Below are 21,562 nucleotides of genomic sequence, written 5' to 3'. Positions count from 1 at the left end.
TGGCTTGTCAAGCCGACCTGATGAGCCAACGCCGCGAAACGACTCAGTTTATTGTGGACCGGACCCGTCCCCAATACCTGCGGTGCGGCGATCTGGCGCAAAGAACCGAGCCACCTCAGCGACTTGCGCGGGGTCAACCCCGGCGGGCCTCGCTCCCGGCGACTCCAGGGGGCACGCGGCGGGGCCCGATCGCCGGCGCACGGCCCGCACCGACCGTGCCTCGATGGCGTCAGCGCTCCGGGAAGATCTTCCCCGGGTTCAGGATGCCGAGCGGATCGAACGCGGCCTTGAGCCGGCGCTCCAGCGCCACCACCTCGGCGCCCTGCTCGTACTCGAGGAAGTCTCGCTTCGCGACGCCGACGCCGTGCTCGCCGGTGATGGTGCCGCCCAGGTCCACCGCGTCGCGCAGGATGGCCGCCACCGCCTCGTCCACCTTCGGGCGCTCCTCGGGCCGGTCGAACAGGACGTTGCAGTGCAGGTTCCCGTCGCCGGCGTGGCCGTAGGTCGCGACGGTGAGGCCGAGCCGCTCGCCCACCGCCTTGGCGCGCGCGATCATCTCCGGGATCCTCGAGCGCGGGACCGCGACGTCCTCGGAGAGCTTGAGCGGGTGCAGCGCCTTCAGGTTCACCGACAGGTAACGCCGCGTCTCCCACACGTCGCGCCGCTGGGCCTCGTTCTGCGCCACGATCACGTCGCCCTGCGCGTGCGCCTGGACCTTCTCGGCCAGCCGCACGATCTCGGCGAACACCTGCTCCTCGTCGTTGCCGTCGGTCTCCACCAGCAGCGCCGCGCCGGCGCCGGGCGGGAAGCGGTAGGGCGAGGTCTTCGCGGCGGCGGCCAGCGAGACGTCGTCGAGCAGCTCCAGGCAGCGGGGCAGGATGCCGCCCTGCAGCACCTCGTTCACCGCGCGCGCCGCCTCCGCCACCGAGGCGAACACCACCAGCGCGGTGGCCACGTGGCGCGGGCGGGGCAGCAGCTTCAGCGTCGCCTCGGTCACGATCCCGAGCGTCCCCTCGCTGCCCACCAGCAGCGCGGTAAGGTCGTAGCCGGCCACGCCCTTGATGCTGCGCTTGCCGACCCGCAGGATCTCGCCGGTGGGGAGCACGGCGGTGAGGCCCAGCACGTACTCGCGGGTGACGCCGTACTTCAGCGCGCGCGGGCCGCCGGCGTTCTCCGCCACGTTCCCGCCGATGGTGCACATGTCCAGCGAGTTCGGGTCGGGCGGGTAGAACAGCCCGTGCCGCTCCACCTCGGCCTGGAGCACCCCGGTCACCACCGCCGGCTGCACCCGCGCCACCAGGTCCTCCGGCGAGATCTCCAGGATCCGGTTCATGCGCTCGAGCGAGACGGCGATCCCGCCGTGCAGCGCCAGCACGCCGCCGGACTTGCCGCTGCGCGCCGCGACCGGGATCACCGGCACGCGGTGCCGGCTCGCGACGGCGAAGATCGCGCGGATCTCCTCGGCGGACTCCACCAGCACCGCCGCGTCCGGCGGGCGCGCGCCCAGGTCGGACTCGTCCCGCCCGTAGGCCTCCAGCCGCCCGGGATCCCGCACCAGCCGCTCGCGCGGGAACGCGGCCTCGAGCTCGCGCAGCGCGGCGTCGCGGGCGGCGGTCATCCGTACACCTCCAGGTTGGCGCCGGTGATGGCGTCGGGCGCGTCCAGCGCCGCGAACACGACCACGCGCGCGACCTCGTCCGCGCTCATCCGCGGCGGGAACGGCGTGCGGGCCAGCATCTCGGTGTCGGTGGAGCCCGGCGACACCGCCACGCACTGCACGCCGTGGTCGCGCAGCTCCTCCGCCAGGCAGCGGGTGAGCCCGATGAGCCCCCACTTCGACGCGTTGTAGGCGGCCGCCTCGGCGGTGCCGATGGTGCCGGAGATGGAGGCGACGTTCACGATCCGTCCCCTCCCCCGCGCCTTCATGCCCGGGATGGCCGCGCGCGCGCACAGGAACGGCCCGACCAGGTTGACGTCCAGCACCTCGCGGAACGTCTCGGGCGCGGTGTGCTCGGCGAGCCCGCGCGCCAGGATCCCGGCGCCGTTCACCAGCACGTCGACCGGCCCGAGCGCCGCCTCGTGCCCGGCCACCAGCCGCTCCACCGCGGCCGCGCTGCGCACGTCCCCGGCCACCGCCCGCGCCGCCCCACCCTCCGCCACCACCGCGCGCAGCTGCGCCTCGGTCCGGGCGAACACCGTGACGCGCAGGCCGCGCGCGGTGAGCGCCCGCGCCACCGCCGCGCCGATGCCGCGGCCGCCGCCGGTGACGATGGCGGTCCGCCCGGCGGTCATCGCGCCCTCGGGCCCGCCCCGCGCGCCCGCCCGCCCCGCGCGCCGCGGCGGGCCGGCCGCGGGCCGTCCGCGCGCGCGATGGCCTGGGCGAAGCTGCGCCGGGCCACGCCGCTCCGCGCCAGCGCCCCGGCGAACCCCTCGGCGTGCGCGCGGGCGCGGGCGCGCCGCTCGCCGCGCACCGTCAGGCACAGGTGCTCGGCGTCGAGCACGCACCCCGCGCCGCGCGCGCCGAGGTGCGTCACCAGCGCGTCGGCCACCGACTGCGCCAGGTCCTCCGCGAGCACCAGCCGGTGCGCGAGGCAGTCCACCAGGCGCACCAGCTGGCCGAAGCCCACCACCCTGCCGCCGGGCAGGTATGCGACGTGCGCGACGCCGCGCGAGGGCAGCAGGTGGTGCGGGCAGACGGAGTGGAAGTCGATGCCGGTGAGCGTCACCAGCGCACGGCCGGCGCTCGGCATCGCGTCGGCCAGCACCTCGGCCGGCTCGATCCGGTAGCCGTCCACCAGGTCCTCGAGCCAGGCCTCCGCCACGCGGCGCGGGGTGCCGGCCAGCTCGGGCGAGGCCCGCACCTCCGGCGGCAGCCCCAGCGCGTCGAGGAAGCGGGCGGTCGCCTCGGCGGCGGCCGGGGCCGAGGCGCGCGGGCGCGCCGGCCGCAGGGCGCGGAGCCTAGCGGCCACCCGGCCCCCGGTACGTCACGCACGAGTCCGGGATCTCGTAGAGCCGGATCTCGCACAGGCCGGGCAGGTGCGGCTCGAGCACCTCCCACACCCAGCGGGCGATGTTCTCGGCGGTGGGGTTGTCGAGGACGTCGTTCAGCGTGCGGTGGTCCACCCGCGCGAGCACGTGCTCCTGCACGATCCGCTTCACGTCCCCGAAGTCGGCGATCATCCCGGTGGCGGGATCGATCTCGCCCTCCAGCGCGACGAAGAACCGGTAGTTGTGGCCGTGCATGCGGAAGCACGGGCCCTCGTAGCGCGGCAGGCGGTGCGCGGCGGCGAAGTAGAACTCGACGTCGAGCCGCATGCGCCGGCGGTCGGTGTAGTCGATGGGCGCCATCGGTGTCCTCGTTATAGCTCCACTTCGAGGTCCCCGCCCTCGCCGACGTGCACCGGGAACGTGCGCACCGACGCCTCGGGGAACTCCGGGCAGGCGCCGGTGGCCAGCTGGAAGGGCCAGGCGTGGAGCGGGCAGTACACCACCTCGCCGCGCACGTCGCCGAACGCGAGCGCCGCGCCGCGGTGGGGGCAGACGTTGTCGAGCGCGTGCACGCGCTCGCCGCGGCGGAACAGGGCGATCTCCTGGCCCTCGATCTCGACCAGCCAGCCGTGCCCGTCGGGCAGGTCCTGGAGGCGTCCGACGCGGTGTCTCACGGGCCGGGATCTACGGCGGGCGCCCCCGTCCCGCCGGGGAATCGCCCGTCCGTTCGCCCCCTTCCGCGGAGCGCCCGGCGCCCCGGGCCCACCTGCACGCACCGCCCGGGGCTGCGCGTCCCCTCGCAGCAGGACAGGCGTGGGCGTAACGGTCCTCCGCGGTGGCCGTCTTGTCAGCGGGGAGGGAAGCCACGTGGAACGCAACCGCACGATCGTCATCGAGGCCGATCCGGAGCGCCGCCAGCAGCTCTCGCAGCTGCTCGTCGCGTCCGGGTTCGACGTCACCGTCTCTGCGGACCTCGCCGCCGCGCTCCTCGAGGCCGCCCGCGCCGCGCCGCCCTCCGACGGCCAGCCGGCGCGCCGGCCCACGCTGTCGGAGATCGAGCGCCGCTACGCGCGCGAGGTCCTGCGCGCCACCGGCGGGAACAAGACGCGCGCGGCCGAGATCCTGGGCATCGACCGCAAGACGCTCTACCGGCTCATCGGCGCGGTCCCGGTGCGGCAGCCCGACGCGGTCGCGCCGGTGAACGGCGTGGACGCGCCCGCGCCGGCGGCGGCCGCCGGCCGCGTCAACGGCATTTGAGAGCGCCGCCCATTCGCGTAGAGCCCTGCTGCGGCGCACGCTGGCTGCCTGCGCCGGGCAGACTCGTCCCTGTGCTGCTCGACGTGCCTACGGGCACGCCTGCGCTGCTCGGTCCTCATGTGCCCGGCTCGGCGACGCCATCGTGTGCCTCGCGACGGGCCCCACGCGAACGGGAGGCGCTATGAGCGGCTGGCGACCGGGGGCGGGGGCGCTACTCGTCGCCCTCGCCCTCCTCGTCGTCGTCGTCGTCCGCGCCCTCGGTGGTCTCGTCGGAGACCTCGCCGTTGAGCGCGTTCTTCAGCACCTGGCTCGGGCGGAACGTCAGCACGCGGCGCGCGCTGATCTCGATCTCCTCGCCGGTCTGCGGGTTGCGGCCGACGCGGGACTTCTTGTCCCGCACGATGAAGTTGCCGAAGCCGCTGATCTTGATCTTCTCGCCGCGTTCGAGCGTCTCCTTGATGGTGTCGAAGACCATCTCGACGATCTCGGCGGCCTCCTTCTTGGAGAAGCCCACCTTCTCGTAGACGCTCTCGATGATGTCGGCCTTGGTCACGGTGTCGCTCCCATCCCCGCGGGCGGCGTCGGCTAAGTCCCGAATTCGTTAGCCTATTTGCCCCAACGTGTCAAACCTTCGCTAGCGCCCCGCGGGCGATCCGCCGCGCTCGGCCGGCGGCTTCGCGCCGCCGCTCGCCGCCTCGAGCTCGTCGCGAGCGCGCTCGCGCGCGGGCCGGGTGGGCTCGCCGGCCGCGTCCAGCGTGCGGCGCACCTCGTCCGCGCCCGGGCCAGGGACCACCGGCTCGCCGGCCGGGTCGCGCCCGACGCCGGCGGTGAGCGCGAGCACCACCCCGCTCGCCGCCACGGCGATCGTCGCCAGCACCAGCCCTGCGGCGGCGACCCGGCGGGCGCCGCCCTGGACCAGCGCGCGGATGCAGAGGACGAGGGAGACGAGCCCGACCACCAGCCCGAACGGCGCGGCGAGCGGGTTCCACGACGCGAACGCCGCCGCGAGCGCGAACGCCGCCGCTGCCCAGGCGCGCCGGCCCGCGGGCGTCACGCTATCCCCGGAGCTCCGCCCCGACGCGCTCGCGCAGCCGCGCCACGATGCGCGCGTGCGCGGCGTCCGCCTCGGCGTCGGTGAGCGTGCGATCCGGCGCGCGGTAGGTGATGGCGAGCGCGAGGTTCTTGCGCCCCGCCGGCAGCGGCGCGCCCTTGTACACGTCGAACAGGATCACCGCCTCGACGAGCGGCTCCTCGCGCACCAGCGCCTCCACGGCGGCGGCGGTCACCGCGTCCTCCACCACCACCGCCACGTCGCGGAGCACCGCCGGGAGCCTCGGGATGGGCCGGTACTGCGGGATCAGCCGCGCGGCCGCGAGCAGCGCGTCCAGCGAGAGCCGGAACGCGAGCACGCCGCGCGGGAGCTCGAACGCCTCGGCGACCCGGGGGTGCAGCTCGCCGAGCTCGCCCAGCGCCGCGCCGCCCGGCGCGCGGAGCGCCGCCGAGGTGCGCGGGTGCAGCCAGCCGGGCCCCGGGGCGGACCAGGACGCCTCCACCCCGAGCGCCTCCAGCAGCCCCTGCACCGCCGCCTTGGCGTCGTGGAAGTCGGCGACGTCGCCGCCCACCGCCCAGCCCACCGGGCTGCGCCGCCCCAGCAGGACGCCGGCGACCTCGGTGGCCTCGTGGCCGGGCGCGTCCCCGGCGGCCCCGGCCGCGCGCGGGCCGTAGGCGCGGGCGATCTCGTACAGGCGCACGTCCTCGACCCGCTGCCGCCGGTTGTGCGCGGCGTTGCGGAGCAGCGACGGCACCAGGCTGGTGCGCATCACCGCCAGGTCGGCGCTGATGGGGTTCCGGAGCGCGATGCCGCCGGCGGCGAGCCCGCCGGCGAGCGGCTCGAGGTCGCGCGCCGCCACGAAGCTGAAGTTCACCGCCTCGCTGAACCCGGCCGCCTCCAGCGCGGCGCGGGCGCGGCCCACCGCCTGCGCCTCGGCGGACTCGGCCGGCGTGCGCACCGCGGGGCCGGGGAGCGTCTCGGGGATGGCGTCGTAGCCCAGCGTCCGGACGATCTCCTCGACCAGGTCCTCCTCGATCAGGACGTCCACGCGCCAGCTCGGCACGCCGAAGCTCACCGCGTCGCCGTCGCTGGCGCGCTCCTCGAAGCCCAGCGAGAGCAGGATGCGGCGGGCGTCCTCGCGGCTCACCGGCATGCCCAGCACCTGCGCCGGGCGATCCCAGCGCATGCGCACCTCGGGCGAGGCGACCTCGCGCGCCTTCGCGTCCACCACCCCGGCGCGCACCGTCCCGCCGGACAGCCCGGCGATGAGCGCGGCGCAGCGATCCAGCGCCGGGATCACCATCCCGGGGTCGGCGCCGCGCTCGAAGCGGTAGGACGCCTCGCTCTTCAGGCCGTGGCGGCGCGAGGTCCGGCGCACGCCGCTCGGCGCGAACCAGGCCGACTCCAGCAGCACGCGGGTGGTGCCGCCGGAGATCTCCGAGTCGCCGCCGCCCATCACCCCGGCGAGCGCGCTGCCGCGGTCGCGATCGGCGATGAGCAGGTCGTCCGGCTCGAGCGCCCGGTCCTTGCCGTCGAGGGTGGTGATCCGCTCGCCCGGCCGCGCGGTGCGGACCACGATCTCGTGGCCGGCCACCCTGTCGAGGTCGAACGCGTGCAGCGGGTGCCCGAGCTCGAGCAGCACGTAGTTCGTCGCGTCCACCACGTTGGAGATGGAGCGGATGCCGCAGCGCTCCAGCCGCTGCGCGAGCCAGGTCGGGGACGGGCCGATCTTCACGCCCTCCACCACGCGCGCGGCGTAGCGGGCACACTTCTCCGGCGCCTCGATCCGCACCTTCACCGCGTCGCCCGCGGCGCCGCCGCCCTCCACCAGCCCGGGCCTCGGCAGCCGGACCTTCTGGCCCAGCAGCGCCGCCACCTCGCGGGCGATGCCCACGTGCGAGAGCGCGTCCGGCCGGTTCGGGGTGACGTTCACCTCGAACAGCACGTCGTCGAGGCCGAGCGCCTCGCCGACGGGCGTGCCCGGGACCGTGCCGGGCGGGAGGATGAGCAGGCCGGTCGCGTCGGCGGAGAGCCCGAGCTCGCGCGCCGAGCAGAGCATCCCGAAGGACTCCACCCCGCGCAGCTTCGCCTTGGAGATCTTCGTGCCGCCGGGCAGCTCGGCGCCCACCGTGGCGAGCGGGACCACGTCGCCCACCTGGTAGTTCTTCGCGCCGCACACCACCTGCAGCGGCTCGCCGCCGCCCGCGTCGACGCGGGTCACCGAGAGCTTCTCGGCGTTGGGGTGCGGATCGGAGGCGGCGATGCGCGCCGCCACCACGCCCTTCAGGCCCGCGCCGGTGCGCTCCACCGCCTCGATCTCGAAGCCCACGGCGGTGAGGCGCCGCGCCAGCTCCTCGGGCGCGGGCAGGTCCACGTACTCCGACAGCCACTTGAGCGAGATGCGCACGGCGTTCTCAGAACTGTTCGAGGAAGCGGAGGTCGTTCTCGAAGTACAGGCGCAGGTCGTCGATGCCGTAGCGGAGCATCGCCATGCGCTCGACCCCCATGCCGAAGGCGAAGCCGGTGAAGCGGCGCGGATCCACGCCGCCGTTCTCGAGCACGCGCGGGTGCACCATGCCGGCGCCGAGCACCTCCAGCCAGCCGGTCTCCTTGCACGTGCCGCAGCGCTTGCCGTCCTTGCGCCCGGTGCCGCCGCAGATCGAGCAGGACACGTCCACCTCGGCGCTCGGCTCGGTGAACGGGAAGTAGCTGGGCCGGAAGCGCGTGCGGGTGCCCGGGCCGAAGTAGGCGCGGGCGAACGCGGCCAGCGTGCCCTTCAGGTCGGCGAAGGTGATGCCCTCGTCGACGCACAGCCCCTCGATCTGGTGGAACATGGGCGAGTGGGTCTGGTCGTAGTCCGACCGGTAGACGCGCCCCGGGCAGATGATGCGGATGGGCGGCCCGCCGATCCGCTTCATGGCGCGGATCTGCACCGGCGAGGTGTGCGTGCGGAGCAGCACCGCCCCCGGCCTCGCGGGCCCGCCCGGCGCCGCGCCGGTGCGCCCGCCCGGCGACAGGGTGGACTCGTCCACGTAGAACGTGTCCTGCATGTCGCGCGCGGGGTGGTCCGGCGGGATGTTGAGCGCCTCGAAGTTGTACCAGTCGAGCTCGATCTCCGGCCCGCTCGCGACCTCGTAGCCGAGGCGCGCGAAGATGGCGGAGATGTCCTCGGTGGCGCGCGTGACGGGGTGCCGGTGCCCGCGCGGCAGGAGCCGGCGGCCGGGCAGCGTCACGTCCATGGGCGGGCCGGCCAGCTCGGCCTCGAGCGCGCGCGCGGCGACGCCGCGCGCGGCGCCCGCGAGCAGCGCCTCGACCTCGTCGCGGACGCGGTTCGCGACCTCGCCGACGCGCGGGCGCTCCTCGGCGGGGAGCTGCCCCATGCCCCGGAGGACCTGGGACAGCTCGCCCTTCTTGCCGAGGAAGCGGACGCGGAGCTCCTCGAGCCCCTTCTCGTCCGCGGCGGAGGCGATGGCTTCACGGGCGCTCCGTGCGAGCGCCTCGAGCTGCGAGAGCAGGTCGGCCATCGGACCCCTCCCCTACGCCTGGGCGGTCTTGACGATGGCGGCGAAGTCGCCCGGGAGGGCGAGCGCGAGATCGGCGAGGATCTTGCGGTCGATCTCGATGCCGGCCTTGCGGAGCGCGGCGACCAGCTTCGAGTAGGTGGTGCCGTTCTGGCGGGCGGCCGCGTTGATGCGGACGATCCAGAGCGCCCGGAACTCGCGCCGCTTCAGCCGGCGATCGCGGGTCGAGTAGTTGAGGGCGCGCTCCACCGCCTGGTTCGCGCGGCGGTAGCAGTTCTTGCGGCGGCCACGGAAGCCCTTCGCGAGCTTGAGGACGCGATTGCGACGGCGACGGGCCTTGAATCCCTTCTTGACGCGCATCTTCCTTCTCCTTGCCGGCGGGAGGCACGTCGGCCCGTCACGCTGCGTGACGGGCCGGGTACGCTTCGGAACCCCGCTTGGGCGTTACGGCTTCTCCGGCCCTAGCGGGCGTACGGGAAGCACTCCTTGATCTTCTTCTCGTCCATCGGCGTGAGGTGATCGGTCCCGCGCAGGTGGCGCTTCTGCTTCTTGGTCTTGCCGAACGTGGCGAGGTGGCGGACGCCGGCGCGGCGGAACTTCACCTTGCCGCTCTTCTTCGGCACGAAGCGCTTCTTGGCGCCGCTCTTGGTCTTCAGCTTGGGCATGGGTCCTGTCGCTTCCTGTTCGCTGCTGCGTCGTGCGCCGCGCCTGCGCGCGGCGGTGCTGTCTATCTCTGTGCGGCCGGGTCCGCGGCGGCCGGCGCGGGCGCCGGGGCGGCGGGCGCCGGGGCCGGCGTGGGCGCGGGCGCGCCGGCGGCGGGGGCAGCGGCGGGCGCCGCGGCGGCCGCGGCCTTGGCCTTGTCGCGCTGGGACTGGAGCATCTTCGGGTTCGGCGCGAGGATCATGAACATCTGGCGCCCTTCCATGCGGGGCGCCGACTCGATGACCGCCACGTCGCGCAGATCCTCGATGACCCGCTGCAGGACCTTCTGGCCCAGCTCGCGGTGGGACATCTCGCGGCCGCGGAACATCACGGTGATGCGCGCCTTGTTCGCCTCGCCGAGGAACGCGCGCACCTTCTTGATCTTGGTGTCGTAGTCGTGCTCCTCCGTGCGCGGGCGGAGCTTCACTTCCTTGAGCTGCACCACGACCTGCTTCTTCTTGGCCTCGTTCTGCTTCTTCTTCTCGAGGTACTTGAAGCGGCCGTAGTCCATGATCTTGCAGACGGGCGGCTTCGCCATCGGGCTGACCTCGACGAGGTCCATGCCCAGCTCCTGCGCGCGCGCCAGCGCCTGGTCGATCGGGAGCACGCCGAGCTGCTCGCCCTCGGCCCCGATGACACGTACCTCGCGGGCCTTGATGCGGCGGTTGGTGCGCGCATCGCGGCTGCCGCCGCCGCCCCGCGGATCTCTGTGCTGGATCGCCATGCTCCTCCGGCCCTCGGAAAAAGACGCTGTAGAATAAGGATTTCGGCCGCAATGTCAACGCGGCCGTGCGCCCGGGCGCGCGCGTCCCCTTCCCCTCGTGCGGGGACGGGGACGGCGCGGCGGGTCCTAGCGGCTGCCCGGGTCCGACGAGTCCTTCTTCGCCTCGCGGATCCAGCTCATCATGTCGCGGAGGCGCTTGCCCACCTCCTCGATGGGATGAGCGGCCTCGGCGGCGCGGTAGCGGGCCATGGTGGGACCGCCCGCCTGGTTCTCGAGGATGAACTCCTTGGCGAAGTGGCCGCCCTGGATCTCCTTGAGGATCTTCCGCATCTCGTCCTTGGACCGGCCGTCCACCACCCGCGGGCCGCGGGTGTAGTCGCCGTACTCCGCGGTGTCGGAGATGGAGTGGCGCATCCAGGCCAGGCCGCCCTCGTACATGAGGTCCACGATGAGCTTCAGCTCGTGGAGGCACTCGAAGTAGGCGCTCTCCGGCTGGTAGCCGGCCTCGACCAGCACCTCGAACCCGTTCTTCACCAGCGCCGCCGCGCCGCCGCACAGCACGGCCTGCTCGCCGAACAGGTCGGTCTCGGTCTCCTCCTTGAACGTGGTCTCGAGCACGCCGGCGCGGGTGCAGCCGATGCCGCGGGCGTAGGCGAGGCCGACGGCCTTGGCCTGGCCGGTCGCGTCCTGGTGGACCGCGACGAGGCCGGGGATGCCGCGGCCGTCCTGGTACTGGCGGCGGACCATGTGGCCCGGGCCCTTCGGCGCGACCAGGAGCACGTCCACGTCGGCGGGCGGGCGGACCTGCACGAAGTGGATGTTGAAGCCGTGCGCGAAGAGCAGCGCCTTGCCCTTGGACAGGTGCGGCGCGATCTCCTCGTCGTAGACCTTCTTCTGCGTCTGGTCCGGGATGAGGACCATGATCACGTCGGCCTCCTTCGAGGCCTCCGCGACCGAGAGGACGCGCAGCCCGGCGCCCTCGGCCTTGGCCTTGGACTTCGAGCCGGCCGCCAGGCCCACCCGCACGTCCACGCCGGAGTCGCGCAGGTTGAGCGCGTGGGCGTGGCCCTGCGAGCCGTAGCCGATGATCGCGACCTTCCGCTTCTTCAGGAGGTCGAGGTTCGCGTCCTTGTCGTAATAGATGGTCGCCATGTTCGTTCCTCTACGTCAGTGAGGGGGGAGCCAGCGTCTTGAAGCCCCGCTCGAGGGCGATGCGCCCGGAGCGGCAGAGTTCCTGGATGCCGAAGGGGCGGAGCCGCTCCTCCAGCGCGTCGAGCTTGCCGGCGGTGCCGCTCGCCTCCACCACCAGCGCGTCGGGAGAGACGTCCACGATCACCGCCTCGTAGGTCTCGGCCAGCGCCCGGAGCTCGGCGTGGTTCCGCTCCGGCGTGCGGATCTTCGCGAGCAGCAGCTCGCGCTCGATCAGGTCCTGGGGCGAGAGCTCGCGCACCTCCACCACCGGGACCAGCTTCTGGACCTGCCGGACCACCTGGTCCACCGGGCTCGAGGAGAGCCGGACCACGATGGTCATGCGCGAGTACTCGGCCCGCTCGGTGGGGCCGACGGTGAGGCTCGCGATGTTGTAGCCGCGCCGCGAGAACAGCCCGGCGATCCGGTGCAGCACGCCCGGCTTGTTCTCGACGAGGAGGCTGATGGTGTGGGTGGAGCCGTTCGGCTGCGGGGTCTCGGTCCGTTCCATGTCACTCACCGTCGATCATGTCGTTGAGGGGGGCACCGGCCGGCACCATCGGGTACACCTTCTCCTCGCGCCGGATCCGGACGTCCACGATGGTGGGGCCGTCCTGGTTCGCGAGCGCGCGGTCGATGACCTGGTCCAGCTCCTCCGGGGTCCGGGCGCGCAGGCCGAGGCACCCGTAGGCGTCCGCGAGCTTCACCAGGTCCGGGAGGTCGGCGAGCGGCGTCTCCGCGTACTTCTCCTCGTAGAACAGCTCCTGCCACTGGCGGACCATCCCCAGGAACAGGTTGTTCAGGACGAAGATCTTGATGGGCAGCCGGAGCTCCGACGCGGTGGCGAGGTCCTGCAGCGTCATCTGGAACGAGCCGTCGCCGTCGATGCCGATCACCAGCGCGTCCGGGCGGCCGAGCTGGATGCCGATCGCGGACGGGAGGCAGAAGCCCATGGTCCCGAGGCCGCCGGAGGTGACGAACGTCCGGGGCTCGGCGGTCTTCCACCACTGCGCCGCGAACATCTGGTGCTCGCCCACGCCGGTGGTGACGATGGCCTTGCCGCCGGTCCTCTTCCAGAGCGTGTCGATGACGTACTGCGGGAGCAGCGGCTGCTTGGGATCCTGGCGGTAGCGGAGCGGGTGCTTCTCGCGCCAGTCGTTCACCCGCTTCCACCAGGCCGCGAGGTCCGGGCGCCCGTGGTCGGCGAACGCGCGCCGCGCCTCCTCGTGGAGCTGCGGCAGCAGGCGCTTCAGGTCGCCCACCAGCGGCACGGTGGCGGTCACCAGCTTCGAGATCTCCGCCGGGTCCACGTCGAGGTGGATCACCTTCGCCTCGGGGGCGAACGTGGAGAGCTTGCCGGTGACGCGGTCGTCGAAGCGGGCGCCGAGCGCGATGATCAGGTCGGACGCCTGCACCGTGTAGTTCGCGAACCGCGAGCCGTGCATGCCGAACATGCCCAGGCACAGCGGGCTGGTCTCCGGGAACGCGCCCTTGCCGTGGAGCGTCGTCACCACCGGCGCGCCGAGGAACTCGGCGAAGGCGAAGACCTCCTTGTGCGCGTCGGCGGTGCGGACGCCGCCGCCCAGGTACACCACCGGCCGGCTGGACGCGCGCATGAGCTGCGCGGCGTCCTTGAGCCGCGGCTCCTCGCGGACCGGCGGGTGGTAGCCGGGGATCTCCACCGTCTCCGGCCACTCGAACTCGAGCTCGGCGTTGAGGACGTCCTTGGGGATGTCCACCAGCACCGGGCCGGGCCGGCCGGTGCGGGCCACGTAGAACGCCTCCTTGAGGATGCGGGGCAGCTCGCGCACGTCGGTCACCAGCCAGTTGTGCTTGGTGATCGGCATGGTGATGCCGGTGATGTCCGCCTCCTGGAACGCGTCGGTGCCGATGAGGCTCGAGGACACGTTCGCGGTGATCGCGACCATGGGCACCGAGTCCATGTACGCGTCGGCGATCGCGGTCACGAGGTTGGTCGCGCCGGGGCCGGACGTGCCCATGCACACCCCCACCTTGCCGGTGGCGTGGGCGTAGCCCTCCGCGGCGTGCCCGCCCACCTGCTCGTGGCGGACCAGCACGTGCTTGGGCCGCTCGACCCCGTACAGCGCGTCGTAGAGCGGGAGGATCGCGCCGCCCGGGATGCCGAAGAGGACCTCCACCCCCTCCGCGTCCAGGGCGCGCAGGACCGCCTTCGCGCCCGTCATCTTCTCCTTGGCCATGCCGTCACCTTCGATTCACGAGTGTTCGAGGGAGCTGCGCTGTCGTCGAAGCGGAACGCCGACGCACGGCCCGGCGTCGCCGCCCCGGGGGGCGGCGCCGGCGCGGACCGTGCGCGTCATACGGCCACGGCGCGGATGCCGCGGCCCGCGGAGCCGCGCGAGGGCGCGGACGCGGCGGCGCCGCCGGGAACGGCGAGGCGCTTGGCGCCCTCGCTCACCGGCGGCCCCCTTCGAACGCGGCGATGTCCGCCTCCTGCGCGAGCAGGAAGCCGAGCTCGTCCACGCCGTTCAGCAGGCAGTAGCGCGCGAACCCGTCCAGCGGGAACCGCGCGGTGGACCCGTCGGGCAGCGTGACGGTCTGCGCCTCGACGTCCACGCGGACGCTGGCGCCGGGGGCGGCGAGCAGCTTCGCGTGGCTGGCCGCGTCGAGCACCACCGGGACGAGGCCGTTCTTGAGCGCGTTGTTGCGGAAGATGTCGGCGATGCGGGTGGAGATCACCGCGCGGACGCCCGCGTCCACCAGCGCCCAGGGCGCGTGCTCGCGCGACGAGCCGCAGCCGAAGTTGTCGCCCGCCACCAGGATCGAGCAGCCCTGGGCCTCCGGCCGGTTCATGACGAAGTCGGGCCTGGGCGCGCCGTCGGCGGCGTAGCGCCAGTCGGAGAACAGCGCCTTGCCGAGCCCCTTCTTGTCGGTGACCTTGAGGAAGCGGGCCGGGATGATCTGGTCGGTGTCGACGTTCTCGCGGGGGAGGACGACGGTGCGGCTCTCGATGACGCGGATCGGTTCCATCACCGGCCCTCCAGCACGCGGCGGGGATCGGCGACGGCGCCCGTCACCGCGGCGGCCGCGGCGGTGAGCGGGCTGGCAAGGAGCGTCCGCCCGCCGGGGCCCTGGCGCCCCTCGAAGTTGCGGTTCGACGTCGAGACGCAGTACTGGCCGGCCTGGATGTTGTCGCCGTTCATGGCGATGCACATCGAGCAGCCGGGCTCGCGCCACTCGGCGCCGGCCTCGCGCACGATGCGGTCGATGCCCTCGGCCTCGGCGTCCTTCTTCACCCGGTGCGAGCCGGGCACCACCAGCGTGCGGGTCCGCACCTTGCGCCCCTTCAGCACCCGGGCCGCCTCGCGCATGTCCTCGATGCGGCCGTTGGTGCAGGAGCCGATGAACACCACGTCCACCTTCTGGCCGGCGATGGGCTTGCCGGGGACGAGCCCCATGTAGCGGAGCGCGGCCTCGAGCGTGGCGCGGGCGGAGGCGTCCCGCTCGGCTACCGGGTCCGGCACCAGGCCGGTGACGGCGATGCCCTGCCCCGGGTTCGTGCCGAACGTGATCATCGGCTCGAGCGCGGCGGCGTCCAGGCGGAGCTCGCGATCGTAGGTGGCGCCCTCGTCCGACGGCAGCGCGCGCCAGCGGGCCACCGCCTCGTCCCACGCGGCGCCCTTCGGCGCGCGGGGCCGGCCGGCCAGCCACTCGAAGGTGGTGTCGTCCGGCGCGACCAGGCCGGCGCGGGCGCCCGCCTCGATCGACATGTTGCAGAGGGTCATGCGGCCCTCCATCGAGAGCGCGCGGACCGCGGGGCCGAGGTACTCGATGACGTGGCCGGTGCCGCCGCCCACCCCGAGCTTCGCGATGATCGCGAGGATCAGGTCCTTGGCGGAGAGGCCGGGGCCGAGCTGCCCGTCCACCCGCACCGCCAGCGTGCGGGGGCGGCGCTGCAGCAGGCACTGCGAGGCGAGCACGTGGCCGACCTCGGAGGTGCCGATGCCGAACGCGAGCGCGCCGAACGCGCCGTGCGTGGCGGTGTGGCTGTCGCCGCACACCACCGTCATGCCGGGCTGGGTGGCGCCCATCTCCGGGCCGAACACGTGGACCACGCCCTGCGCGTCGTCGCCGAGCCCGTGCAGCTCGACGCCGAAGTCGGCGCAGTTGCGCTCCATCTGCGAGACCTGCGCCGCCGCCTGCGCGTCCACGAACGGCCACCGCCCATCCGCGCCGCGGGGCAGCGTCGGGATGGAGTGGTCCATGGTGGCGAGCGTGCGCTCGGGGCGGCGGAGCTTCAGGCCGCGCTCCCGCAGCACCGTGAACGCCTGCGGGCTCGTCACCTCGTGCACGAGGTGCAGGTCGATGTAGAGGATCGCGGGCGCGTCCGGGGTCTCCGCGCGGACCACGTGCGCGTCCCAGACCTTGTCGACGATGGTCCTCGGCTGGCTGCCGTCGCTGCGCTTCGACATCAGGGCGTCCCCATCTCCGCGCGGGCCTCGCTCTCGGTGGGCGGTGGCATCTTCAGGGCGATCCGGTTGACCACGTCGAGGAACGCCCGCGCGCTGCCCTCGATGATGTCGGTGGAGAGCGCGCGGCCGCGGTACACGCCGGTCGGGTGCTCGACCTCGATGGAGACCTCGCCTTGCGCGTCCTCGCCGTGGGACACGCTCGCGATCTGGTAGTCGCGGAGCTTGAGGCTGATGCCGGTGACCTTCTCGATGGCGCGGTACACCGCGTCCACCGGGCCGTCGCCGGCCGCGACCTCCTGGATCCGCTCGCCGGCGGCGGAGCGGAGCGCCACGGAGGCGCAGGGCAGCGTGCCGGTGCCGGAGGTGGTGGAGAGCGCCTCCAGCTCCCAGGCCACGCTCCCCTTCCCCAGGATCTGCCCGTGGACCACGAGCGCCTCGATGTCGGCGTCGTAGATGTCCTTCTTCTTGTCGGCCAGCACCTTGAAGTCGGCGAAGACCTTGTCGATCTGCGCCTCGTCGAGCTGGTAGCCGAGCGCGAGCAGCCGGTCCTTCAGCGCGTGGCGCCCGGAGTGCTTGCCGAGCACGAGCTGGCTGCGGGCGAAGCCGACCTCCTCGGGCCGCATGATCTCGTAGGTCTCGCGGTTGGTGAGCATCCCGTGCTGGTGGATGCCGGCCTCGTGCGCGAACGCGTTCTGGCCCACGATGGCCTTGTTCCGCTGCACGTGGAGCCCGGTCACCTGCGACACCAGGCGGCTGGTGGGGAAGAGCCGCTCGGTCTGGACGCCGGTGGTCACCCCGAGGACGTCGTGGCGCGTCTTGAACGCCATGACGATCTCCTCGAGGGACGCGTTCCCGGCGCGCTCGCCGATGCCGTTGATGGTGCACTCGACCTGGCGCGCGCCCTCGAGCACGCCGGCCAGGCTGTTCGCGACCGCCATTCCCAGGTCGTTGTGGCAGTGCACCGAGATGACCGCCTTCTCGATGCCGCGGACGTGCTTGCGCAGGTAGCGGATGGTCTCGGCGTAGGTCGAGGGGAGCGCGTAGCCGACCGTGTCCGGGATGTTCACGGTGCCGGCGCCGGCCTCGATGACGCGCTCGACCACCTCGGCCAGGAACTCGAGCTCGGTGCGGGCGGAGTCCTCGGCGGAGAACTCGACGTCGTCGAACTTCTCGCGGGCGAGCTTCACGCCGTCCACGGAGCGCTTGATGATCTCGTCCTTCGCGAGCTTCAGCTTGAAGTCGCGGTGGATGGGCGAGGTGGCGAGGAACACGTGGCAGCGGCGCCGCGGTGCGTCGGCGAGCGCCTTCCACGACGCCTCGATGTCGCCCTTGTTGCAGCGCGACAGGCTCGCGACGATCGGCCCCTCGACCTGCCGGCTGACCGCCTGGATCGCCTCCAGATCACCGGGGGAGGCGGCCGCGAAGCCGGCCTCGATCACGTCCACGCCCAGATCCCGAAGGGCCCGCGCCACCTGGAGCTTCTGCCCCAGGTTCATCGACGCCCCCGGCGACTGCTCCCCGTCGCGGAGAGTGGTGTCGAAGATGGTGACCCTTTGGCCTGCGTCGCTCACGGTTTCGTCTCTCCTTCCGGGACCTTGACTCGGTCTGACCGGCTCGGCTGAAACGGGAACCGCGAAGGGTACCAGAAACGTCCGGCGATGTGTACCCATCGAACACCCGTAAATGGGCGTTCTACCGCACCCTGGTGGGCGTGGAGTCAGTCCCGGCGACCTTAAAAGGGCGCCGTCGCCTCGCGGGTCATCAACTCGGCGAAGGCCTCGAGCGGCATGGTCTTCAGGTCCTCGCCGCCGTGCCGGCGCGGCGAGACGCCCTTCGCCTCGACCTCCTTCTCGCCGACCACCAGCGTGAACGGGATCTTGGCGAGCTGCGCGTTGCGGATCTTCGCGCCGAGCTTGTCCGACGACGCGTCCACCTCGACGCGCCAGCCGCGCGCCTGCAGCGCCTCCCCCGCCTCGCGCGCCCACGCCTCGAAGCGATCCGAGACGGTCACCACCCGCGCCTGCACCGGCGCGAGCCAGGCCGGGAACGCGCCGGCGTAGTGCTCGACCAGGATCGCGACGAAGCGCTCGAAGGAGCCGTAGATGGCGCGGTGGATCACCACCGGCCGGTGCTCCTTGTTGTCCTCGCCCACGAAGGTGAGGTCGAAGCGCTCGGGCGCGGCGTAGTCGAGCTGGATGGTGCAGGTCTGCCACTTCCGGCCCAGCGAGTCGGTCACCAGCATGTCGATCTTCGGGCCGTAGAACGCGCCGTCGCCCGCGTTGAGCGTCCACTTCAGCCCGGTCGCGTCGAGCGACTTCCGCAGGAGCGCCTCGGCGCGGTCCCAGAGCGCGTCGTCGCCGATGCGCTGCTCGGGCCGGGTGGAGAAGGTGGCCTCGAAGCCCAGGCCGAACGCGCCGTAGACCACCTTCATCAGCTCGAAGATCCGCAGCACCTCGTCGGTGACCTGCTCCTCGCGCAGGTAGATGTGCGCGTCGTCCTGCTCGAACTGGCGCACGCGGGTGAGGCCGCCCAGCGAGCCGGACGCCTCGTTGCGGTGGAGCGCGTCGGTGGTGAAGTAGCGGACCGGCAGCTCGCGGTACGAGCGCTTGTCCATCCTGTAGATGAGGTGGTGCGACGGGCAGTTCATGGGCTTCAGCGAGAAGCTGCACCGGTCCTCCAGCGGGAGCGCCGGATCCGACTCGCTGTCCACCACCAGGAACATGTTCTCCCGGTACTTGCCCCAGTGCCCGGAGGTCTCCCACAGCCGCTTGTTGAACAGCAGCGGCGTCTTCACCTCCTGGTAGCCGTTCTTCAGCACCAGGCGGCGCATCGCGTCCTCGAGCACGTTGTAGAGGACGGTGCCGGCGGGCAGCCAGAACGGCGCGCCGGGCGCGAACTCGTGGAACGTGAACAGCCCGAGCTGCGGGCCGAGGCGGCGGTGGTCGCGCTTCTTCACCTCCTCGAGCTTCGCGAGGTGCGCGTCCAGCTCCTTCTTGTCGAAGAAGGCGGTGCCGTAGATGCGCTGGAGCATCGCGTTCTTCGCGTCGCCGCGCCAGTACGCGCCGGCCACGTTCAGCAGCTTCACGACGCCGATGCGCCCGGTGGACGGCCCGTGCGGCCCGAGGCAGAAGTCCACCCAGTCGCCGTGCTTGTAGAGCGTGAGCGTCTTCGCGCCTTTCGCGGCGATGTCCTTCACGATCTCGACCTTGTAGCGCTCGCCCATGCCCTCGAAGAGCGCCAGCGCGGCCTCCATCGAGATCTCGGAGCGGACGAACGGCAGGTCGGCCTTGATCGCCTCGTTCGTCGCCTTCTCGATCCGCTCGAGGTCCTCGGGCGTGAACGGGGTCTCGCGCGCGAAGTCGTAGTAGAAGCCGTCCTCGATGGCCGGGCCGATGGTGACCTGGGTGCCGGGGTAGAGCTTCTGCACCACGCTCGCCATGACGTGCGCGGCGTCGTGGCGCGCGACCTCGAGCGCCTCCGGGCTCCTCGTGGTGACGATCTCCAGCCGCGCGTCGCGCTCGATGGCGCGGGAGAGGTCCACCGGCTCCCCGTCCAGCCTGGCGAAGTAGGCCGCCTTCGCGAGGCCCGGGCCGATCTGCCCCTTCACGAAGTCGATCACCGGGGTGCCCCGCGGCGCCTCCTTCTGGCTGCCATCCGGGAGCGTCACCTTCACGAGGTCGGACATGTCGGTATGCCTATCTGCGGTCGAAAAAAAAGGCCAGCCTGGCGGCTGGCCCTCGGTGGCGGGGGACGCCCGCGATGTGGGCACGGCTGGGATCGAACCAGCGACCCCCTGCGTGTCAAGCAGGTGCTCTACCACTGAGCCACGCGCCCTTCGATGAGGCGCGGTTATAGCCGAACGGGAATCGGTGTCAACGGCCGGGCGCGCGCGCGGCGCGCAGGAAGAACAGGAAGTACTGCGCGAACGAGACCGTCACGCACAGCGCCGCCAGCAGCCCCAGGGCGGCCACGTACGGCTCGACGGCGCGCCGCGGGTAGCCGCCGTAGTCGCCGGCGAGCGCGGTGAGCACGGTCGCGGCGAGCGCGAACGTGGCGTACTTGCCGATGCGGGTCGGGGCGACCGGGATGACCCGGTGGACGGTGCGCAGGAGCGCCGCGCCGGCCAGCTGCGCCAGGTCGCGGGCCACCACCAGCGCCGGGAGCCACGCCGGCAGCCGGCCGGTGGCGGCCAGCGCCACCAGCGCGCACGCGGCCAGGAACTTGTCGGCGATGGGATCGAGGAACGCGCCGAGCCGGGTGCGCTGCCGGAGCGCGCGCGCCACCAGCCCGTCGAGCACGTCGGTCGCGGCCGCCGCCGCGAACGCGGCCAGCGCGCGGGGCCGGTCGCCGCCCACGTAGAGGACCAGGAACGCCGGCGCGAGCGCGATGCGCAGCGCGGTGAGCGCGTTCGCGAGGTTCACCGGCGAGCCCTCGTCCTCGGCCGGGCGGGGCTCGTCGTCGAGCGGGCGCGGGGGCGGGACGCTCACGACGCCTCACGCGCGGTCGCGCAGCGCGCGCAGCGCCACGAAGCGCCGCACCGGGCCGGCGGCCGCGGCCGCGGGGTCGGCGCGCGCCACCGCGGCGGCCACGCCGGGCGCGTCGAGCCGCAGGAACGGGTTGACCGCGCGCTCGCCGGCGAGCGTGCTCGGCGCGGGCTCGCGCCCGGCGGCGTGCGCCGCCTCCACCTCCGCCAGCCGCGCGCGCGCCGCCGCGCCGTCCGGCTCCAGCGCGAGCGCGAACGCGAGGTTGGGCGCGGCGTAGTCGTGGCCGGGGTGGACCTCCAGCGCGCCGTCGAGCCGCGCGATGGGGCCGAGGAAGCTCTCCGCCAGCCGGGCGGGATCGCCCCCGTGCCGGCAGTTGCCGCACCCTGCCCAGAACAGCGTGTCGCCGGTCAGCAGCCGCCCCGCCCACTCCAGCAGCACCGAGCCCGGCGTGTGGCCCGGGACCGGGTGCACGCGCAGCGCGAGCGCCCCGAGCGCCACCTCGGCGCGGCCGGCCAGGTCCACGTCGGGCCGGAAGCGCTCCGCGTCGCCGCCGTGCCCGAGCACCTGCGCCCCGAGCGCGCGCGCCACCGCGGCGGTGCCGCCGGTGTGGTCGGCGTGGCCGTGCGTGTGGAGGATCCAGCGCGGGCGGACGCCGTGCGCGGCGGCGAGCGCGAGCGCGGCGTCCGGATCGCCGGGATCCACCAGCGCCGCGTCCCCGCCCGCGGCGAGCAGGTAGGTGTAGTTGTCCTTCCCGTACCGGCGGCGGTCGAAGATCACGGCCGCTCCCCGCCCCCGGCGTCGTGCGGGTGGTGGCTGAGCCCGATGCGGTTCCCCTCGGGGTCGAGCACGTAGATGGTCCAGCGGGTCCGGTGGACCACCTGCACGCCCGCCTCCTCCAGCCGGTCCTCCCAGGCCCGCCGCTCGTCCGGCCCGATGCGCAGCGCCACCAGGTGCAGCCCCGGCTTGCCGTCGCGCCAGGGGCGCGGGGCCGGCGCCTCCTCGGCGCGCTCCAGCGCCAGGAACTGCCCCTCCCCGAGCGCGAGCCACACGCTCCGGTCGCCCCCGCCCTCCTCGCGCGGCCAGCGCCGCAGCACCTCCAGGCCCAGCACCTCCCGGTAGAACCGCTCGCAGCGGGACAGGTCGGCGCACTGGATGGCGAGGTGGTGGAGCGCGGGCGGCACGCGCGGAGGGTAACC

The 21,562-nt window shown here is 73.3% G+C and carries 23 protein-coding genes and 1 tRNA gene; 1 reads left to right on the top strand and 23 read right to left on the bottom strand.

Going from position 1 to position 21,562, the window contains the following annotated elements; translation table 11 throughout:
• Positions 1-229: 229 nt before the first annotated feature.
• The 5 genes from ANAEK_RS09600 to ANAEK_RS09580 are packed head-to-tail and all read right to left on the bottom strand — an operon-like array spanning position 230 to position 3,662.
• Positions 230-1,618, bottom strand: a complete 1,389-nt coding sequence (locus ANAEK_RS09600) for an FAD-binding oxidoreductase (protein WP_012525957.1) — start codon at positions 1,616-1,618, stop codon at positions 230-232.
• Positions 1,615-2,292, bottom strand: coding sequence for an SDR family NAD(P)-dependent oxidoreductase (locus tag ANAEK_RS09595; RefSeq protein ID WP_012525956.1), 678 nt, complete (start codon positions 2,290-2,292; stop codon positions 1,615-1,617). The genes ANAEK_RS09600 and ANAEK_RS09595 overlap by 4 nt, the downstream gene beginning before the upstream one ends.
• Entirely contained in the window at positions 2,289-2,969 is a 681-nt protein-coding gene (gene folE, locus ANAEK_RS09590) for a GTP cyclohydrolase I (protein WP_012525955.1), read from the bottom strand. The genes ANAEK_RS09595 and folE overlap by 4 nt, the downstream gene beginning before the upstream one ends.
• Complete coding sequence (queD, locus tag ANAEK_RS09585) at positions 2,959-3,348, bottom strand: 6-carboxytetrahydropterin synthase QueD (RefSeq protein ID WP_012525954.1); 390 nt, start codon at positions 3,346-3,348, stop codon at positions 2,959-2,961. Before queD ends, folE begins: the two co-directional genes overlap by 11 nt.
• Positions 3,349-3,359: 11 nt before the next feature.
• Positions 3,360-3,662 carry a Rieske 2Fe-2S domain-containing protein gene (locus ANAEK_RS09580; RefSeq protein ID WP_012525953.1) on the bottom strand — a complete coding sequence of 101 codons (303 nt, stop codon included), beginning with the start codon at positions 3,660-3,662 and terminating at the stop codon, positions 3,360-3,362.
• A gap of 193 nt (positions 3,663-3,855) precedes the next feature.
• Between ANAEK_RS09580 and ANAEK_RS09575 the strand changes: the two genes are divergently transcribed.
• Positions 3,856-4,245, top strand: a complete 390-nt coding sequence (locus tag ANAEK_RS09575; RefSeq protein ID WP_012525952.1) for a helix-turn-helix domain-containing protein — start codon at positions 3,856-3,858, stop codon at positions 4,243-4,245.
• 211 nt (positions 4,246-4,456) lie between these two features.
• On the opposite strand, the gene ANAEK_RS09570 is transcribed toward ANAEK_RS09575, so the two are convergent.
• The 18 genes from ANAEK_RS09570 to ANAEK_RS09485 all read right to left on the bottom strand — a co-directional run bounded on the left by ANAEK_RS09570 (position 4,457) and on the right by ANAEK_RS09485 (position 21,547).
• Positions 4,457-4,798: an integration host factor subunit alpha gene (locus tag ANAEK_RS09570; protein ID WP_012525951.1), complete on the bottom strand. Its 342-nt coding sequence runs from the start codon at positions 4,796-4,798 to the stop codon at positions 4,457-4,459.
• Between the two features lie 81 nt (positions 4,799-4,879).
• Positions 4,880-5,299, bottom strand: a complete 420-nt coding sequence (locus ANAEK_RS09565) for a hypothetical protein (protein WP_012525950.1) — start codon at positions 5,297-5,299, stop codon at positions 4,880-4,882.
• A gap of 1 nt (position 5,300) precedes the next feature.
• Entirely contained in the window at positions 5,301-7,703 is a 2,403-nt protein-coding gene (pheT, locus tag ANAEK_RS09560; protein ID WP_012525949.1) for a phenylalanine--tRNA ligase subunit beta, read from the bottom strand.
• Positions 7,704-7,710: 7 nt separating this feature from the next.
• Positions 7,711-8,820: a phenylalanine--tRNA ligase subunit alpha gene (pheS, locus tag ANAEK_RS09555; RefSeq protein WP_012525948.1), complete on the bottom strand. Its 1,110-nt coding sequence runs from the start codon at positions 8,818-8,820 to the stop codon at positions 7,711-7,713.
• Between the two features lie 12 nt (positions 8,821-8,832).
• On the bottom strand, positions 8,833-9,177 hold the full coding sequence (rplT, locus tag ANAEK_RS09550) for a 50S ribosomal protein L20 (RefSeq protein WP_012525947.1): 345 nt from the start codon (positions 9,175-9,177) through the stop codon (positions 8,833-8,835).
• A 101-nt stretch (positions 9,178-9,278) separates the two neighbouring features.
• Positions 9,279-9,482: a 50S ribosomal protein L35 gene (gene rpmI / locus ANAEK_RS09545; RefSeq protein ID WP_012525946.1), complete on the bottom strand. Its 204-nt coding sequence runs from the start codon at positions 9,480-9,482 to the stop codon at positions 9,279-9,281.
• Between the two features lie 62 nt (positions 9,483-9,544).
• A complete protein-coding gene (gene infC / locus ANAEK_RS09540; protein WP_012525945.1) occupies positions 9,545-10,243 on the bottom strand; it encodes a translation initiation factor IF-3 in 699 nt (232 codons plus the stop codon).
• 126 nt (positions 10,244-10,369) lie between these two features.
• A complete protein-coding gene (gene ilvC, locus ANAEK_RS09535) occupies positions 10,370-11,395 on the bottom strand; it encodes a ketol-acid reductoisomerase (RefSeq protein WP_012525944.1) in 1,026 nt (341 codons plus the stop codon).
• 10 nt (positions 11,396-11,405) lie between these two features.
• Positions 11,406-11,942 (bottom strand): acetolactate synthase small subunit, encoded by a 537-nt coding sequence (gene ilvN / locus ANAEK_RS09530; RefSeq protein WP_012525943.1) that lies wholly within the window; start codon positions 11,940-11,942, stop codon positions 11,406-11,408.
• 1 nt (position 11,943) lies between these two features.
• The gene (gene ilvB, locus ANAEK_RS09525) at positions 11,944-13,650 is read right to left on the bottom strand and encodes a biosynthetic-type acetolactate synthase large subunit (RefSeq protein ID WP_012525942.1); all 1,707 of its coding nucleotides are present in this window, start codon (positions 13,648-13,650) and stop codon (positions 11,944-11,946) included.
• Positions 13,651-13,864: 214 nt separating this feature from the next.
• Complete coding sequence (gene leuD, locus ANAEK_RS09520) at positions 13,865-14,440, bottom strand: 3-isopropylmalate dehydratase small subunit (protein ID WP_012525941.1); 576 nt, start codon at positions 14,438-14,440, stop codon at positions 13,865-13,867.
• The gene (gene leuC, locus ANAEK_RS09515) at positions 14,440-15,882 is read right to left on the bottom strand and encodes a 3-isopropylmalate dehydratase large subunit (RefSeq protein WP_012525940.1); all 1,443 of its coding nucleotides are present in this window, start codon (positions 15,880-15,882) and stop codon (positions 14,440-14,442) included. The genes leuD and leuC overlap by 1 nt, the downstream gene beginning before the upstream one ends.
• Complete coding sequence (locus ANAEK_RS09510) at positions 15,882-17,453, bottom strand: 2-isopropylmalate synthase (RefSeq protein WP_012525939.1); 1,572 nt, start codon at positions 17,451-17,453, stop codon at positions 15,882-15,884. The genes leuC and ANAEK_RS09510 overlap by 1 nt, the downstream gene beginning before the upstream one ends.
• A gap of 161 nt (positions 17,454-17,614) precedes the next feature.
• Positions 17,615-19,567: a threonine--tRNA ligase gene (thrS, locus tag ANAEK_RS09505; protein WP_012525938.1), complete on the bottom strand. Its 1,953-nt coding sequence runs from the start codon at positions 19,565-19,567 to the stop codon at positions 17,615-17,617.
• A 77-nt stretch (positions 19,568-19,644) separates the two neighbouring features.
• Positions 19,645-19,716, bottom strand: a tRNA-Val gene (locus tag ANAEK_RS09500).
• A gap of 38 nt (positions 19,717-19,754) precedes the next feature.
• Positions 19,755-20,369, bottom strand: coding sequence for a CDP-alcohol phosphatidyltransferase family protein (locus ANAEK_RS09495; RefSeq protein WP_012525937.1), 615 nt, complete (start codon positions 20,367-20,369; stop codon positions 19,755-19,757).
• A 6-nt stretch (positions 20,370-20,375) separates the two neighbouring features.
• A complete protein-coding gene (locus tag ANAEK_RS09490; protein WP_012525936.1) occupies positions 20,376-21,143 on the bottom strand; it encodes a hydroxyacylglutathione hydrolase C-terminal domain-containing protein in 768 nt (255 codons plus the stop codon).
• Entirely contained in the window at positions 21,140-21,547 is a 408-nt protein-coding gene (locus ANAEK_RS09485) for a VOC family protein (RefSeq protein ID WP_304411953.1), read from the bottom strand. Before ANAEK_RS09485 ends, ANAEK_RS09490 begins: the two co-directional genes overlap by 4 nt.
• Between the last annotated feature and the right edge of the window lie 15 nt (positions 21,548-21,562).

Origin of the sequence: Anaeromyxobacter sp. K (genome assembly GCF_000020805.1) — a bacterium.
GTDB lineage: Bacteria > Myxococcota > Myxococcia > Myxococcales > Anaeromyxobacteraceae > Anaeromyxobacter > Anaeromyxobacter dehalogenans.
The sequence above is the reverse complement of the archived record's forward strand: the minus strand, read 5'-3'. Positions and strand labels throughout refer to the sequence as shown.

Excerpts from the sequence above, each read along its gene's own strand:
- ANAEK_RS09600 (WP_012525957.1), bottom strand. The coding sequence starts at position 1,618 with ATGACCGCCGCCCGCGACGCCGCGCTGCGCGAGCTCGAGGCCGCGTTC.
- ANAEK_RS09595 (WP_012525956.1), bottom strand. The coding sequence starts at position 2,292 with ATGACCGCCGGGCGGACCGCCATCGTCACCGGCGGCGGCCGCGGCATC.
- queD (WP_012525954.1), bottom strand. The coding sequence starts at position 3,348 with ATGGCGCCCATCGACTACACCGACCGCCGGCGCATGCGGCTCGACGTC.
- pheS (WP_012525948.1), bottom strand. The coding sequence starts at position 8,820 with ATGGCCGACCTGCTCTCGCAGCTCGAGGCGCTCGCACGGAGCGCCCGT.
- rplT (WP_012525947.1), bottom strand. The coding sequence starts at position 9,177 with ATGCGCGTCAAGAAGGGATTCAAGGCCCGTCGCCGTCGCAATCGCGTC.
- rpmI (WP_012525946.1), bottom strand. The coding sequence starts at position 9,482 with ATGCCCAAGCTGAAGACCAAGAGCGGCGCCAAGAAGCGCTTCGTGCCG.
- infC (WP_012525945.1), bottom strand. The coding sequence starts at position 10,243 with ATGGCGATCCAGCACAGAGATCCGCGGGGCGGCGGCGGCAGCCGCGAT.
- ilvC (WP_012525944.1), bottom strand. The coding sequence starts at position 11,395 with ATGGCGACCATCTATTACGACAAGGACGCGAACCTCGACCTCCTGAAG.
- ilvN (WP_012525943.1), bottom strand. The coding sequence starts at position 11,942 with ATGGAACGGACCGAGACCCCGCAGCCGAACGGCTCCACCCACACCATC.
- ilvB (WP_012525942.1), bottom strand. The coding sequence starts at position 13,650 with ATGGCCAAGGAGAAGATGACGGGCGCGAAGGCGGTCCTGCGCGCCCTG.
- leuD (WP_012525941.1), bottom strand. The coding sequence starts at position 14,440 with ATGGAACCGATCCGCGTCATCGAGAGCCGCACCGTCGTCCTCCCCCGC.
- leuC (WP_012525940.1), bottom strand. The coding sequence starts at position 15,882 with ATGTCGAAGCGCAGCGACGGCAGCCAGCCGAGGACCATCGTCGACAAG.
- thrS (WP_012525938.1), bottom strand. The coding sequence starts at position 19,567 with ATGTCCGACCTCGTGAAGGTGACGCTCCCGGATGGCAGCCAGAAGGAG.